The 15,229-nt window shown below is 61.2% G+C and carries 14 protein-coding genes; 7 read left to right on the top strand and 7 right to left on the bottom strand.

All coding sequences use genetic code 11. The annotated features are described in order from the left end of the window. The first annotated feature begins 122 nt into the window (after positions 1-122). Positions 123-1,100, top strand: coding sequence for a fatty acid desaturase (locus NW860_RS09945; RefSeq protein WP_414513944.1), 978 nt, complete (start codon positions 123-125; stop codon positions 1,098-1,100). Positions 1,101-1,259: 159 nt separating this feature from the next. Here the strand turns inward: NW860_RS09945 and NW860_RS09950 are convergent, their stop codons facing one another. Then, entirely contained in the window at positions 1,260-1,952 is a 693-nt protein-coding gene (locus NW860_RS09950; RefSeq protein WP_414405009.1) for a J domain-containing protein, read from the bottom strand. A 72-nt stretch (positions 1,953-2,024) separates the two neighbouring features. Here NW860_RS09950 and NW860_RS09955 point away from each other — a divergent pair, with 72 nt between their 5' ends. Next, complete coding sequence (locus NW860_RS09955; protein ID WP_414396155.1) at positions 2,025-2,327, top strand: DUF3082 domain-containing protein; 303 nt, start codon at positions 2,025-2,027, stop codon at positions 2,325-2,327. On the opposite strand, the gene NW860_RS09960 is transcribed toward NW860_RS09955, so the two are convergent. Together NW860_RS09960 and NW860_RS09965 are read right to left on the bottom strand one after the other, a co-directional pair. Then, the gene (locus NW860_RS09960) at positions 2,223-4,412 is read right to left on the bottom strand and encodes a transglycosylase SLT domain-containing protein (protein ID WP_414513947.1); all 2,190 of its coding nucleotides are present in this window, start codon (positions 4,410-4,412) and stop codon (positions 2,223-2,225) included. The genes NW860_RS09955 and NW860_RS09960 overlap by 105 nt on opposite strands. 69 nt (positions 4,413-4,481) lie before the next feature. Beyond that, positions 4,482-6,413, bottom strand: coding sequence for a prolyl oligopeptidase family serine peptidase (locus NW860_RS09965; protein WP_414513949.1), 1,932 nt, complete (start codon positions 6,411-6,413; stop codon positions 4,482-4,484). Positions 6,414-6,550: 137 nt separating this feature from the next. Between NW860_RS09965 and mnmH the strand changes: the two genes are divergently transcribed. The 5 genes from mnmH (at position 6,551) to NW860_RS09990 (ending at position 11,623) form a co-directional block, all read left to right on the top strand. Continuing rightward, positions 6,551-7,666 (top strand): tRNA 2-selenouridine(34) synthase MnmH, encoded by a 1,116-nt coding sequence (gene mnmH, locus NW860_RS09970; protein WP_414513951.1) that lies wholly within the window; start codon positions 6,551-6,553, stop codon positions 7,664-7,666. Positions 7,667-7,854: 188 nt separating this feature from the next. Further along, entirely contained in the window at positions 7,855-9,072 is a 1,218-nt protein-coding gene (locus tag NW860_RS09975; protein WP_414513952.1) for an MFS transporter, read from the top strand. Positions 9,073-9,076: 4 nt separating this feature from the next. Further along, the gene (locus NW860_RS09980; protein WP_414405015.1) at positions 9,077-9,913 is read left to right on the top strand and encodes a SpoIID/LytB domain-containing protein; all 837 of its coding nucleotides are present in this window, start codon (positions 9,077-9,079) and stop codon (positions 9,911-9,913) included. Positions 9,914-9,948: 35 nt separating this feature from the next. Beyond that, positions 9,949-11,046, top strand: a complete 1,098-nt coding sequence (chlG, locus tag NW860_RS09985) for a chlorophyll synthase ChlG (protein WP_414396143.1) — start codon at positions 9,949-9,951, stop codon at positions 11,044-11,046. A 136-nt stretch (positions 11,047-11,182) separates the two neighbouring features. Then, positions 11,183-11,623, top strand: coding sequence for a hypothetical protein (locus NW860_RS09990; protein ID WP_414513955.1), 441 nt, complete (start codon positions 11,183-11,185; stop codon positions 11,621-11,623). On the opposite strand, the gene NW860_RS09995 is transcribed toward NW860_RS09990, so the two are convergent. From NW860_RS09995 to NW860_RS10010, 4 genes are read right to left on the bottom strand one after another with little or no spacing between them, the layout of a single operon-like run. Beyond that, positions 11,616-12,995, bottom strand: a complete 1,380-nt coding sequence (locus tag NW860_RS09995; RefSeq protein ID WP_414396139.1) for an MFS transporter — start codon at positions 12,993-12,995, stop codon at positions 11,616-11,618. The two genes, NW860_RS09990 and NW860_RS09995, sit on opposite strands and share 8 nt — an antisense overlap. A 49-nt stretch (positions 12,996-13,044) precedes the next feature. Next, positions 13,045-13,500, bottom strand: a complete 456-nt coding sequence (locus tag NW860_RS10000) for a Uma2 family endonuclease (RefSeq protein WP_414513956.1) — start codon at positions 13,498-13,500, stop codon at positions 13,045-13,047. Between the two features lie 10 nt (positions 13,501-13,510). Beyond that, a complete protein-coding gene (locus NW860_RS10005) occupies positions 13,511-13,786 on the bottom strand; it encodes a hypothetical protein (protein WP_414513958.1) in 276 nt (91 codons plus the stop codon). Between the two features lie 39 nt (positions 13,787-13,825). After that, positions 13,826-15,229: an aspartate ammonia-lyase gene (locus tag NW860_RS10010; RefSeq protein WP_414396135.1), complete on the bottom strand. Its 1,404-nt coding sequence runs from the start codon at positions 15,227-15,229 to the stop codon at positions 13,826-13,828.

A 15,229-nucleotide genomic window follows, 5' to 3' on the forward strand; every position in this document is an offset into this window, starting at 1 on the left:
CGGTTCTGTGCCGTATACTAACGAAAGTTAACAAAGTTTATCCCTGCCGCTTGCTGAGGTTTGGCGGGTTGGCTTAAACCATCCCCACCGTCTGCGCTGTGCACACTCGAGGATGGCTGCCGATGACTGCTGCTGTGACTCCGCAACCGGACTCCAGGCCTTTTACCTTACCTCGTGAGCTGCTGGGGCCGCCGCCAGAATTTTGGAATCCCACCCTATTGATGTTTCTAGGGTCCGTGGCGCTGTCAGCCGCCTGCTTTTGTGGGTATGCCTTTTGGCATTGGCCCCGCTGGTTGGTGTTCTGGCTAAACTTTGTCGCCCTCTATGTGCTGGGCACGGTAATCCACGATGCCTCCCATGGCTCAGCCCACCGCAACCGCTTTTTGAACGAGGCTATGGGGCATGGATCTGCTCTGTTGCAGGGCTTTGTCTACCCTGTCTTTAAGCGGGTGCATATGCAACACCATGCCCACGTCAACCATCCTGAGAACGATCCGGATCACTACGTCTCCACGGGGGGGCCGCTGTGGCTCATTGCGCCGCGCTTTTTCTACCACGAGGTGTTTTTCTTCAAGCGGCAGCTCTGGCGCAAAGGCCGCTGGGACCTGCTGGAGTGGGCTTTGAGTCGGCTAGTCGTGGTCTTGACCTTTGCCTTGGCCTTCCACTTCGGCTACACCGACTACCTCCTGAACTACTGGCTGCCCCCTGCTTTTATCATGGGGCTTCTATTGGGCTTGTTTTTCGACTACCTGCCCCATCGCCCCTTTCAATCTCAGGAGCGGTGGTACAACGCCAGGGTCTACCCTAGCCGGCTAGCCAACATCCTCCTGTTGGGACAGAACTACCATCTCATCCACCACCTCTGGCCTTCGGTTCCCTGGTACAAGTATCAGGCGGCCTACTGGGTGGCTAAGCCAGAGCTGGACGCTCGCAACTGCCACCAAACCCTGGGCATTTGGCAAAAGGGTGAGTTTTGGAGCTTTCTCTACGACGCCCTAATTGGCCTGCACTGGCACAAGCCTGCCCCTGCGGCTGCCCAGGCCAAGTCACTAGGAGCGTCATCCTCTGCGGATCCTCAGCAGGGCGAAGAGGCCGATTGAGAGGGTCTTGCCCACGCCCGGATCCCTCAGTTGCTGCTGTTTGTCGAGGCAGCTAGCTCGCTGCAGGACGCCGGCCAAGCCGTTGTGGGCGCAGGTGCGCGGGTCCAGGGTCCGGCGGCACCGCTATCGCGAAGGCAAGCCAGCATGGGCTCGATCCCGCTAGAGGGAGATCTTGGCATAGGCCTGGCCAGCCTCTCGGCGCAGCTCTTGGGCCCGTCGAAACAGCTCTTGCCCGGTGTGCAGGTGGCGGTCGTCGAAGTTAAGCGGAAAATGGCTCAGCTCCTCCAGAGCATCTTCCAGGTGGTTGAGGGCGTAGTAGAGGCAGGAAGCCACTTTCCCCAAGCTGCTGGGGTTGGGAAGACGGCGAAAGATCTGCTGAGCTTGGGCCAATTTCTGCGCGCATTCCTCTAGGTATAGGCCAAAGGCCGCCAGCAACTCGGGATCGAAGGGATCGGCGGACAGAGCGTTTAGCTGGGGTTTTAGGGAAGCCAACAGAGATCCCAAGAGTCGGTTCAGGGGGGTGTAAACCTGCCGAATCCAGGCTTCGCGGAGGAGGGCTTCTTGGCTGACCGTCGGCGGCGGGGAGGCTATCGGCTGAGAGCGGCGCCAGGTCTGGCTGGCAAGCAGTTGCCGGTCGTATTCGCGGCGGGCTTGGGGATCCCGGAGCACGGCGTAAGCGGCGTTGATCTGGCGGATCCGCTCAGCAGCGGCCTGATCCTTTTTGGCTAGCAGACTATCGGGGTGGTAGTACTTGACCAAGCGGCGGTAGGCACGCTTGATCTCGGCTGCCGTCGCCTGCATGGAGACTCCCAGAACCTCGTAGTGGGAAACCGCTTCCAATCCGCTCCCCATCGTCTTCCGCTAGCAAACCTTCACATTCTACGCTGGAGCCTACAATAAAGGTGAGCTCTCCCGTGTTGCCCCATGTCTTCCTCCTCTCCGGGATCCCCCCATCCCCTCAGCGCTCTCTTGGGGGCCACCTTTGCTGCCGGCCTAGGCTACGGTTTCCTGCAATTGCTGCTCTCGATGCTGGCCAAGCTGCCGCCTGTTGATCTAGACAGCGGATCCCTGGCACGGGGAGTCGGCATTTTGGTGCGCTACCTGTTGGTGGGCTCCGTTTCTCTAGTTGCCTTCATGTTTGTCATGGTAGGCTTGGGGCTGGCGGCCTACTCGGTGCAACTGCTGAGGGAGCGGCTGACCTCTTCCCGGCACCGGTCTAGCCTCTAGCTGGAGCGCGCTGGCCAGGGTGCGTCCTTCCCGCGTGTAGAGCTGCCAGTAGTTCCAGTAGTTGCCGAACACCGCCTTGACATAGCCGCGGGTTTCGGTAAAGGGGATCTGCTCCACAAACTCGTCGGGATCCTCAAAGCCAAATTGGCTCAGCCACTTGGCGACGTTGCCGGGGCCGCCGTTGTAGCTGGCCAGGGCCAGCAGGGTGTTGTCTTGATAGGCCCGGTGGGTGTAGTCGAAGTACCAGGATCCCAGGCGAAGGTTGTCGGCAGGGTTGGTGAGGCTGTACTGGGCTAGGCCAATTTTTTGGGCAATCCAGCGGCCGGTGGCAGGCATCACCTGCATCAAGCCCAGCGCTCCTGAGGCCGAGACGATCTCCGGCTCAAAACGGGATTCCTGGCGAATCAAGGCCGCCACCATCAGGGGATTGAGGCTAAACTGTTGCGCCCAGTGGGCCAGGCCAGGCTGGGCATGGGGATCCCTCTCCCACCTGTTCTCGGGGCTGGCGTAGTAGTGCAGCGGGTAGAGGGCCTGCCAGAAGTCTTGCCGTTGCCTTAAACTCTCCAGCAGCGGATCCGCCTCGGTGCTAAAGCGCAGGGCAGCCACCTGGTTGATGCCCCGCAGGTGCTCGCCGGCGTTGTTGCGCAAAATGCCACTTGCAAAGCGCTCGGCCACACTCATCTGGCCCGCATCCCGTCGCTGCAAAGCCATTTCCCCCTGCCAGCGCTCCCAGGCCAGTTGGCTAGCGCCGAGCAAATGCAGGGTCTGGGTAGCCTCGGAAACCGCAGGCAGAGGTTGGCGAACCGGCTGGAAATCCACTTCAACCCTTTGGCGCCCGCTGGAGAAATCTCCTACTGGCCAGCCCAGTTGCGCCGCCGCCCGCCAGCCGTAGTAGGTGCGAGGAAATCGCTGCAGCACCTGCTGATAGGTTTGCCGCGCCGCCGCCATGTCCCCCAGTCGTTCCCGCCATTTGCCTGCCCAGTAAAGTAGTTGCGCCCCCATTTCCGTATCCCGCTGCGCCAAGCCAATCGGCTGAGCCACAGCAATAGCTGCCCTCAGGTTGCCCGCCTGCGCCTGGCGCCAAGCCACTGTCCAGGCGGCGTTGGCTGCTGCTTCGCTGGCCGGGAAGCGCTCCCAAAGAGCCTGCCGCACCGCTTGGGCCAACTGGGGGCTGTTGTTGCGCTCATGAAGCTGGCTGAGGCTGAGGAGAGCCTCTGGGGCCTCTGGATCCGAGCCGGATCCCACCTGGCGAAGTAACTGGATTGCCGTCGGCAGGTCGCTCAGCTCGGCCAGGCGACGCCGGGTGAGGGAGGCCTCTGCAGCGTTGGGAAATTGCGCCAGTAGCGCTTGGTAGGCGGCCCTGGCCTGGGGAAACTCCCGCGAGATCTGGTGGCTGCGGCCCCAGCGGTAGAGGTTCCGCGAGGTGGCAGGGGCGTACCTGTAGGCGCGGGCGGCTTTGCCGTACTCCCGTTGCTCCCAGTAGGCATCGGCCAGGATCTGCCAGTCGGAGGCCGTGAGGGATCCCTCTTGGGCTTGCCGCCAGCGATCCAAGAGGGGGGTTAACCCAGGGGTTTGCGGGTGATGTTGGGCCAAATCCCGCAGCAGGTCATAGCGGTTGGGATCCTGCTCCAGCAAGTGCTTGAGGGCGCGAGCAGTCAAGGGGTGGGTGGGAAATTGCTGCCGCAGTTGCTCCACCTGGCCTATTCCCCAAAGAGCATAGGCGGCTACAGGACTGTGGGGGTACTCCTGCAAAATCTTGGGCCACCAGACCCTCTGAGCAGTTTCTCGATCCCCCAGCTTTTCGTAGGCCTGGGCCCTGAGCTTCCAAATCTCATCGGTTAGAACGGGTAGCTTCTCTTCCAAGCCTTGCAAGTCCTCCAGGGCCGCTTGGGCTTGGCCGGCCTGCAAAGCTCTGTAGGCGCGCAAAAAGGCCGCGCCAGCAGTCGAGCTCAGGGGTGCTGGAGGCACTGCTGCCATCTCGACAGGTTCTGCCCAGGTGTAAAAGCCCCAAAGGGCACCGCTCAGCGCTCCGCCTGCGGCTAAAGCGCCAACAACCCATCGCCTCCAGCGTCCTCGGTTGCTCATTGGGATCCCCATGCCTTTACGATACTCAACGGCAAAGTCTCGAGCTCCTTACCGGCTGGGAGCCGGTCCTCAAGGGGAAGCGCTCCAGTTTTTGATCGCAACTGGCTCGATGGGCTCTACCAGGGGAAACCCCAGGATCTGGGCATAGAAGTAAAGCTCTGCCTCCAGGGCCCGTTTGAGGTTGGCTGCCTGGCGAAAGCCGTGCTGCTCTCCAGCAAAAGGCACGTAGGCCACTGGGATCCCTTTGGCCTGTAGGGCAGCCACCATCCTCTCCGCCTGGTTGGGGGGGACGATAGCGTCTTCCAGGCCCTGAAAGAAGATAACCGGGCAATTGAGGTCCTCTAGGTGGTAGATGGGAGAGCGTTCCCGGTAGAGATCCTGCCGCTCCGGGTAAGGACCGATGAGGCTGTCGAGGTAGTGCGACTCGAACTTGTGGGTCTCTTTGGCCAAAGCTTCCAGGTCGCTGATGCCATAGTAGCTAGCGCCGGCCTTAAAGACGTTGTGAAACGTCAAAGCCGCCAGGGTGGTATAGCCGCCAGCGCTGCCGCCGCGAATGAGCAATCGCTCCCCGTCCACCCGGCCTTGTTGGGCCAGAAACTTGGCCCCAGCGATGCAATCTTCCACGTCCACCCGGCCCCATTGGCCCTTGAGGGCCTCCCGATAGGCCCGTCCATAGCCGCTGCTGCCGCGGTAGTTGACATCCAAGACGGCAATCCCGCGACTGGTCCAGTACTGGATCCCGAGATCGAGTACGGCTGCCGTCGCCCCTGTGGGCCCACCGTGGCTCTTGACCAAAAGAGGCGGCTTCTCGCCGGCAGGGGCCACGAAGTCGCGGTTCTTGGGGGGATAGAAGAAGCCGTAGGCCACTGCCCCGCCTGAGGTGGGAAAGGCGATGGGCTCGGGGATCGACAAATACTCTGGATCGACTGCCACATGGCTGGAGCGGGCCACCACCTCCAGCTGTCCAGACGGCAAATGCAAGCAGACTAGGGCAGGGGCTTCGCTAGGGGAGGCGGCCAGAAAGGCAGCTTTTTCGCCGCTAACTTGGAGGTTGTGCAGCTCGGTGTAGGACAAGGGGATCTCCTGAAGCTCTCCTGAAGGGGGATCCAAAAGCGCCAGGTGGCAGAGCCCCTCTTGGCGATAGATGGCCAGGATCCGCCCGTCCTCACAAAAGCCGTAGGTGCTCAAGCCAAACACCCACTGGGGTTCTCCAAACTCGGCTTCCATAGGGCAGAGGGGAAGGGGGCCCTGGGGATCCCAGCGGTAGAGGTTCCACCAGCCGCTGCGGTCAGAAACCAAGTAAAGCTCCCCCTGCGGCGACCACTGGGGCTGGAAGATGGACTCAGCCGGGCCGCCAGCAAGTTTCTGGGGCTCTCCCAAACTGCCGTCGGGGGCAACCTCAGCCCGCCACAGCTCCGTGCCGTCCCAGGGCATTTGGGGGTGATCCCAGGTCAGCCACACCAGGACTTGACCGTCTGGGCTGAGCCGCGGGCTGGCGTAGAAATCGTGGCCCCCGGCCAAAACCTGCTGAGCTCCGCTTTCAAGGTCAATGGCAACCAGCGTGTTTTCTGGCTCTCCCTGGCGGCTATGATCCTCGCGCACACAGAGAATGCGCCGGTGCCTCCTGTCCACCACCCCGTCGGCATAGCGGTAGGGGCCAGCTTCGGTGAGGGGCCGGATCTCCTCCCCTGGGGACAGGTAGTACAGCCGTTGATCGGCAAAGTTGCAGAAATACACCACTCCCTCAGAAACCCAGTAGGCGCCGCCACCGTACTCGTGGACTCGCGTGCGCACGTTAAAAGGCTCCGGTGTCAGCTCCTCCACCTTTCCGTTAGCCAAGCGCCGCCTCAGGACGTTGCGCCCTTTTTCCTGGGGCCGGCCCTCGATCCAGTAGAGATCCTGCCCTTCCCAGACCGGTTGTCCCAGGCGCAGGGATCCGGCTACCACCAAATCCGCGCTAATCGGGGACCGCCAGGATCCATAGCCAGCCTGTTGCACCATCTCCCCCTCCCTGCCAGCGACACGCTAGACCAAGAGCTTTATTATGGCGGACGCAAGGGATCCCTGCAAAAGGGAGTATTCTACTGCTCCCGTAGGCAGAAATCTGTCAGGATCGAGCAGGAGAGAATCTCACGCCCGTGGCTGCTCCCATTCACGTCACCGCCGAGCCCTGGCTGCACACCTACAGCGAGATTATCGACGTGCGCTCGCCAGCAGAGTATGCTGAAGACCATTGGCCAGGGGCCATTAACCTGCCTGTGCTTGACGACGCGGAACGGGCGGAGGTGGGCACGCTCTACAAGCAGGTGGATCCCTTCACAGCCCGCAAGCGGGGGGCCAGCCTGGTGGCCCAGAACATCGCCCGTCACCTGCAAACCCACTTTGCTGACAAGGACCGGGACTACCACCCCCTGATCTACTGCTGGCGGGGAGGACAGCGTTCGGCCAGTTTGGCCTTGGTGTTGTCCCAGGTGGGCTGGCAAGTAACCGTCTTGCAAGGCGGGTACAAAACCTACCGCGCCTGGGTGCGTCGGCAACTGCAGAGCTTGCCCCAGCAATTTACCTACCGAGTGCTCTGCGGGCCAACGGGGAGCGGCAAAACCTTGTTGCTCCACTATCTCCATCAGCAGGGGGCCCAAGTCCTGGATCTGGAAGAGCTGGCCTGCCATCGGGGATCCCTTCTGGGGGCCGAGTGGGGGAAGCCCCAGCCCAGCCAGAAGAGCTTTGAAAGCCAGTTGGTCCAGGTCTTCCTCAAGTGGGATCCCGCCAAGCCAGTTTGGGTGGAGGCAGAGAGCGCCAAAGTGGGCCAACTCCACCTGCCCCCTGCCCTTTGGCAAGCCCTCACCCAAGCCGACTGCATCGAGGTGCAGTTGCCCCTAGAAGAGCGCGTGAAGGGGTTGATTGCCCACTATCCCCACTGGATAGCCCATCCCCAGGCGCTCAAGGAGAAGTTGCTGCCCCTGAAAGCCCGCTATGGCCAAGCGCGTCTGCAGCGCTGGTTTGAGCTCATCGACGCCCAAGACTGGCCGCAGTTTGTCCAGGAGCTGCTGCTGCAGCACTACGACCCCACCTACCAGCACGGCCTGCAGCGGAACTTCAATCGTATTCGGGCCCGGCTTGAGCTCCCTGACCTCTCCGAGACCAGCCTTAAGAAGGCTGCCACCTGCCTCCTTGAGGGGCAGTTTGAGGTTGGCCTGACGGGGATCCCTGCACTTCAATCTCCCAGCCCGCCTCTAGCCTGGATATTAAGATAAGTAAATCAGCACCCAAAGAATTGTCTGGGCCTGAGCCTCAAGGGAGGCTTGCAGTTGGTGCAGAAGTCTCCAGGGGTGCCCCTCTAGGTTTAGCAGGAGTGCATGTGAGGAAAGTTGGGCAGCTACCGTCGGCGCAGCGACGCAACTTAGGCGTCCTGTTCGTAGCCGGCTTGCTCTTTTGGGCTAGTTTGTCCTCGCTGCTACCCACCCTGCCCCTCTATGTCCGGGATGCCGGCGGCACTAGCCAACAGGTGGGCTTGGTGATGGGATCCTTCTCCGTTGGGCTGTTGGCTCTTCGGCCTTGGTTGGGGCGCCTGGCAGATGGCCACAGCCGTCAGATTGTGCTTCTTATCGGCATGGGGGCAGCAGCAGTGGCTCCCTTGGGGTACTGGCTTTCGGACTGGATCCCATGGGTAGCGCTGGTGCGGGCCTTCCATGGAATTAGCATTGCTGCTTTTGCCACTGCCTACGTGGCTCTAGTTGCAGATCTTGCCCCCGAGGAAAGACGCGGCGAGATCCTAAGCTTCATGAGTTTGGTCAATCCTCTGGGTATTGCCATTGGTCCCGCTTTGGGGGGCTTCTTGCAGGAACTGGCTGGCTATGGGCCCCTATTTTTCTTCGCTGCTTTGCTGGGAGGGGTGGGCTTTCTCTGTACCTGCGCCGTCCAAGAGCAGCGGCGGGGACAAGGGGGATCCCTGGCCTGCAAGGGGGCCTTCTGGAGCCTTTTGCTTCACCCAAAGGTGTGCTCCCTCACGGGAGTGATGCTGCTGGTGGGGTTGGCCTTCGGCACCCAAACAACTTTTGTGTCTCTGTTAATGCAGGAGGCTGGAGTTCCCTTGAATCCAGGTCTTTTCTACACGGCAGTGGCCTTTGCCAGCTTTGGCGTGCGCCTGCTCACGGGTCCCGCTTCCGATTGCTACGGGCGGGGGCCGTTTATCGCTCTCAGCTTGGCCACCTATGCGCTGGTTATGGGAGTGCTGCTTGTAGCCAACAGCGCTTGGACCTTTCTGGCTGCTGGGATTGGGGTGGGATCGAGCTTTGGCACCCTGATCCCGCTCATCTCTGCCCTTGTAGCCGACCGCTCTGAGCCAGCAGAGCGCGGGCGCCTGTTTAGCCTGGTGATGTGTGGGTTTGACTTGGGCGTGGGCCTGGCAGGGCCCATTCTCGGCACCCTGGCGGTTGGGTCTAGCTATCGAATCCCGTTTGGCTACGCCGCTCTCCTGGCCTTTGCCTCCTGGGTCTGTTTTGTCTGCTTCTGCAACGGTAAGCTGGTCTCCTCCCTGCGCTTTGCTTTAGGTTGGGAGCCGGATCGCTACAGGTGGCAAGACAAGTCCCCTCAGCGGGATCCCGCTAATTTTCCCCGTCTCTTGCCCTATCCTAAGCTGAGGTGGCTGGAGAAACCCTAGCTAGATGAAAGCACGGCGTTGGCTGGCCTTCCTCGGATCCCTGCTGCTGGGCCTCTGGGGGGGAGAGGTGGAAGGCGCTTGGGCGGTAACGGTGCGGGTTCAGTTGGCTGATACCACCACTCCTTTGGTGGTGGGGGTTTCTCTGCCTGCCCGGCTGACCAATGGTCGCGGAGAGGTGTTGGCAGATCTGCCGCCCCTACGGGGGTTTTGGGCCCGCCCCAGCCGCCGGGGAGTACACCTGCACGAGGCTGTGAGCCCAGTGCTGTTCATCGAGCCGCCGGAGGGGGGTCTTGTGGCAGTCAACGGCCGTTGGTATTCCGGCAAGGTGCTCTTGATGGGCTACAACCGCGTGCAAGCCATCAATTACGTTCACCTCGAGGACTATGTGGCCAGTGTAGTGGAAGCTGAAATGGGAGCCCGCTTCTTGCCGGAGGCCCTGAAGGCGCAGGCGGTAGCTGCTCGCACTTATGTCCTCTACCACCGCAATTCCCGGCGCTGGTTTGATGTGTTTAGCGACACCCGCTCCCAGGTGTACCGCGGCCTCTCGCAGCGCTCGGCAGCCGCCCTAGAGGCAACACGGGCTACCCGCGGCGTGGTCTTGGTGTATGGAGGAAAGTTTGTCAATGCCATGTACAGCGCCAGTGCCGGAAGCCGAACTGTGGGAGTGGACGGGATCCCTTACCTGCAGAGCCTGCCGGACTTTAGTCCCTACCCCAAGTTTGGCCATGGCATTGGCATGAGCCAGTGGGGTGCCCAGGAATTGGCCCGCCGGGGCTGGAGCTACCGCCAAATTTTGGCCTACTACTACCCAGGCGTTAGACTTGCCCGCTTGCCAGACTAAGGCACCTCTTGAGGTCTTTTGAGGGAAGGGGGGAAATGCTGCAGAATAGGGATGGCTATCCCCGCTTAAGTTTGCTTGCGCACCTCACCATGAACGAAACGACTTCCTACGATCCAGCCACAGCGGCCCCTGCTGGGGATCCTGCCGCTCCCAAAACTGCCGCGGGCTCTGAAAAGGGATCCCTTGGCCGCCGTCTCCGCCAATTGCTGGGCATGAAGGGGGCGGAGGTAGAGTCTCGCTCCGTCTGGCAAGTCCACCTGCAACTGATGAAGCCGGTTACCTGGATCCCGTTAATGTGGGGCTTGATCCCGGGAGCGGCTTCCTCTGGCCACTTCACCTGGACTTGGGAGAACGTGGCGCTAGTCTTGGCGGGCATGGTCCTAGCCGGCCCTCTGATGGCAGGTTACACGCAAACTCTGAACGAGTACTATGACCGCGACATCGACGCCATCAACGAGCCCTACCGCCCCATCCCTTCCGGGGCCATTTCCCTGCGGCGGGTGGTCATCCAAATCTGGGTGCTGCTGATCCTGGGACTGGCGCTGGCCTATGCCCTCGACTGGTATACTGGCCACCCCTTCCCGGTGATTACCAGCATTGCCCTGGGGGGAGCCTTGCTGGCCTACATCTACTCGGCGCCGCCCCTGAAGCTGAAGCGCAACGGCTGGCTGGGCAACTACGCCCTGGGCGCTAGTTACATCGCCCTGCCCTGGTGGACGGGCCACGCTCTATTTGGTGAGCTGAACTGGACGGTCTGCATCCTAACCCTCCTCTACAGCTTGGCGGGCCTGGGGATTGCCGTGGTCAACGACTTCAAGAGCATGGAGGGAGATCGGCAGTTTGGCCTGGCCTCGCTGCCAGTGATGTTTGGCGCCATGGGGGCGGCCTGGATCGCGGCGCTAATGATCGACCTGTTTCAGCTTGGCATGGCCGCGTTTTTGCTGGGAGCTGGTCTAAAGCTCTACGCTGCGATTTTGGTGCTGCTCATTCTCCCCCAGATCACCTTCCAAGACATGTACCTGCTGCGGGATCCGCTGAAGAACGACGTGAAATACCAGGCCAGCGCTCAGCCTTTTTTGGTATTGGGCATGCTAGTGGTGGGACTGGCGTTGGGCCGCTCAGGGCTGTGGTAGTCAAGCTAAGGTGCCCATTCTGGCAACCGAGGTGACGGTTTCTGCCCTAGATTGCCCCCGCTGTCTGGGCCAAGATCAAGCCAGGGATCCCGCTGGGATGAACAGTGGGATGGCCTCGGGCCAAAGGAGGTGTTCGATGAAGCTGTTTCTTCCCCTCCAACTTAGCCTGAGCCTGGCTTTGCTCTTGGGGACTGGCGCTCCTGCCCAGGCACAGCGGACTGTTACCGACGAGCGCGGGATTGTGGTTGAACCCAGCCCAGGTGGCCTGCTCATTCCCAACCAGCCGCTTTTTGCTCCGATCCCACCCGGGAGAGCTCCTTTTTCCATCGATGCAGAGGGCCAAGTGGTCTCTGCCCCTGGCTATCGCTGCAGCCCCGCTACTGCTGCCGACAACTCTCCCATCCTCTGCCGCTCCCAGTTCAACCCTAGCGAGGTGGTAGTGTACGAGCGGGATGGCCGCCCCAACACCCTCTTTGCCGACAACGTGATCCGGCCCACCGGCAGCGGCCTGCGGATTCTGCCCAACCCTGGGCCGGGGCAGTCCTCCGGCAGTGGCCTGCGCATTATCCTCAACTAAGAGGCGAGGAGCGTCCAGCCCGTCTTGCTTCCAGTTCCTGCAGGATCTGCCGATGGCGCTGCCGGGTAATGGGGTAAAGCCACACTAGACAAATGCCGCCGATCAAAGCCACTGCCGGCAGGGGGCCGATGGCGAGGCGGATGGCCAGCAAGGCTGATTCGGGCTGGGAAGGCAGAGGCTCTCCGGCTACCGAAGGGATAAAGCCAGCCCAGTCTAGAACTTGCCCCAGGAAAAACAGCCCCAGCCCCAGGCCTACCTTTTGCAGGAACACCATCAAGGCATAGAAGATCCCTTCCCGCCGCTCCCCCGTTTGCAGCTCGTCCAGGTCAATGACATCTGGCAACATCGACCAAGGCCCGAGGTAGGCCGTGGCTGAAACCCCTGCTCCTGCCAACAACGCCAGCGCAATCATGAGCTGCTCCTGGCCGGGCTGTAGGAAGAACAGGCCTGCCTGCGCGATCAACCAGAACCCCGCCCCGATCAGGTACATGGCGCGCTTGCCTAGCCGGGCGCTCAGTCGCGTCCAGGCAAACAGGGTCAGCACGGCAACGCTCTGAACCGCCAGCACCACCAGGGAAATCCACACCTCGGGCAAGTCCATCCAGAAAACGATGAAGTAGGGGATGATGGTGGCCGTAAACTGAAATGCCAGCCAGGAACACAGGTAGATGCCGCTTACAAATAGATAGGGGCGGTTGCTGAGGGCCACCCCCAACTGCTGGAGCCAAGGCAGCGGATCCCGCCAGGACTGATGCCGTTCCCGCACCCCCCAAAAGCAAAGCACTAGAGGCAGAGTGGAGATCACCCCAAAACAGCTCCCTGCCAGCAAATGCCCACTAGCTCGATCCGGCAGCAGGTTAACCAAGAGGGGAAAGGTGGCCACCGCAACCATGCTGCCCCCCACCGAGAAAGCAAAGCGGAATTGGTTAAGCTGGGTGCGCTCGTCGTAATCCTGGGTCAGCTCCGCCGTCAGGGAGGCATAGGGGATGTTGGCAGCCGAGTAGAAGGCGTTAAACAGCAGCGACACCGCCAGGTAGTAGGCAAACAGAAGCCCAGTTCGACCGGGAAAAGGGATCCACCACTGCGCTACAAAGGTTAGGCCAAAAGGGATGGCTGAAAACAGGAGCCAGGGGCGGCGGCGACCCCAACGGCTGCGAGTGCGGTCGCTGAGGAGGCCGATGATGGGATCGTTGATGGCATCCCAAAAGCGGGTGAGGGCGGAGATGCTGCCGGCCAAGCCTGCTGCCATGCCGACGGTGTTGGTGAGAAAGGGCAGCAGGAAAAAAATGAGGATACTGGCCGTCATGCCCGTGCCCAGATCCCCCACCCCGTAGGCCAGCTTTGTCTGCAGGCTGAGTTGTTGTCTGGTCATCATCCTCCCTGGAATGCCAGGATTCCAGTGTAGGGGGTATGGGGACCCTTTAAAGCTCAGGGTCTTCTCCCAGCTCTCGGAGCCGCTGGGCCAGTCGTTCGGCTCGGGAGCGTTCTAGGTCTGCCCGCTGCCGCTCCATTTCTGCTCTCTGCCGTTCCAACTCTGCCCGTTGCCGCTCTAACTCCGCTGCCGTGGGCAACAATTGCCCTGCTCTGTCGTACCAGCGCACCCAAAAGCGTTCTCGCCCCTCGTAGGATCCCCACCACCGACCGATACTCAAGTCCAAATCGGGCAACAGGATTGGGGGATGTTCCCCAGCGCCGGAACCGGGGAGCAGCTCATAGTGTCCGCCTTGGAGCTGATAAACGTTCAACTCACTGGTCTCTAGCTCGAAGGTGACGTAGTAAGGGATCCGCAGCCGCCTTTCATAGAGCTGGAACTTGGCCTGTCCGGGTTTTTCTTCCCCCAGGTCGTTGCAAATGATCTCCAAGATGAGGACAGGCAAGATATTCCCTTCATCCCACACCACATAGCTTTCGCGGGCAGTGCCATCCCGCCAACGAGGAACCCCTAGCACTAGCAAATAAATCTGGAACAACGACCTGCCGGGGTAGGGCGTAGTAAAGGCCCATATTGCAAGCCACAAAAAAGTCTTGCCGGTCTGACCAGTGCAGCAGCAGCGGTTCCCGCAGCAGGGGGTATTGGCGGCCTTGATCCTCGTTGTCCAAGGGAGTGTCGTCTGTGTCGGGCAGGTCGTGCTGGGTGGGCCAGCGATAAGGGGTAACGGTCATGGTCAGGCGGAAGCAGTACACCTCCACTCTAGCAATGGGTCAGGCCTGCATCTGGCTCATCGCCTCCAGATCCAGTACCTTGGCCACTTCTTCCGGGCTCATCAAGTTGCGCTCCAACAGGATCTGGCGGATGGGCTTCCCGGTTTCCAGGGAGATCTTGGCCACCTCTGCCGCCTGCAGGTAGCCAATGTAGGGATTGAGGGCAGTCACCAAAGCCAGGGTTCCCTCGGCATAGCTGCGACAGCGATCTGCCTGGGCCTTGATGCCGCGGACGCAGCGCTCAGTAAAGACGCGCAGGCTGTTGTTGAGGATCTGCAAGCTATGCAGGAGGTTATAGGCAATCAGCGGCATCATCACGTTGAGCTCAAATTGCCCTGCCTGAGCTGCCAAGGTGATGGCGGTGTCTAGCCCGATTACCTGAAAGCAGACCATGTTCAGCATCTCAGCTATCACCGGGTTGTACTTGCCAGGCATGATGGAGGAGCCAGGCTGCACGGGTGGCAGTTGGATCTCTTTGAGGCCAGTTTTGGGGCCAGAGTCCATCAGGCGTAGGTCGTTGGCCACTTTGATGCCGTCTTGGGCCAGGTTGCGCAGGGATCCCGACAGGTGCACAAAGGGAGCCATGCTCTGCATAGCCGCCATGGGATGGGGAGCCGGTGTGAGGGGCAACTGGGTGTACTCTGCCAGCCGCTGCACCACCTTCTGCCGGTACTGGGGATGGGTGTTGAGGCCGGTGCCCACGGCGCTTCCCCCTAGCCCCAAGCTGCACAGGGCTTGGCTGGCCTCCTCGATCCACTGACGATGTTGGGCAAAGATGGCTGCGTAGGCGCCGAAGCTGTCTCCCAGGCGCACCGGCACGGCATCCTGCAAATGGGTGCGGCCCGCCTTGAGGATGTCGCGAAACTCCTGGGCCTTTTGCTCCAGCGCCGCCACCAGGTTGTCCAGCGTGCCCAAAAGATCCCGCCGCACCCGCAGCAAGGCCGCTAGGCGAATGGCGGTGGGAATGACATCGTTGGTGGATTGGCCGTAGTTGACATGGTCGTTGGGGCTGACCCGCTCGTACTTGCCCTTGGGCTCCCCTAGGATCTCCAAAGCCCGGTTGGCCAGCACCTCGTTGACGTTCATGTGGTGGGAGGTGCCTGCCCCGGCCTGGTACACATCCACCACAAACTGATCCCGCAGGGATCCCTGCAGGATCTCATCGGCTGCTTGAACAATGGCCCTGGCCACCTCCACTGGAATGCAGCCTAGCTCGCCGTTGACCTCCGCCGCCGCCTTTTTAATCAGCACGCAGGCTTCCACGTACTCTGGCAGCGGCTTGAGGCCGCTGATGGGAAAATTCTCCAGGGCGCGGGCCGTTTGAATGCCGTAGTACACCGACTGGGGCAGTTGCCACTCCCCCATCGAGTCTCGTTCGCTGCGCACCTGTGAAGGCATGGCCAT

It is taken from the genome of Synechococcus sp. F70.1, assembly GCF_047502745.1.
GTDB lineage: Bacteria > Cyanobacteriota > Cyanobacteriia > Thermostichales > Thermostichaceae > Thermostichus.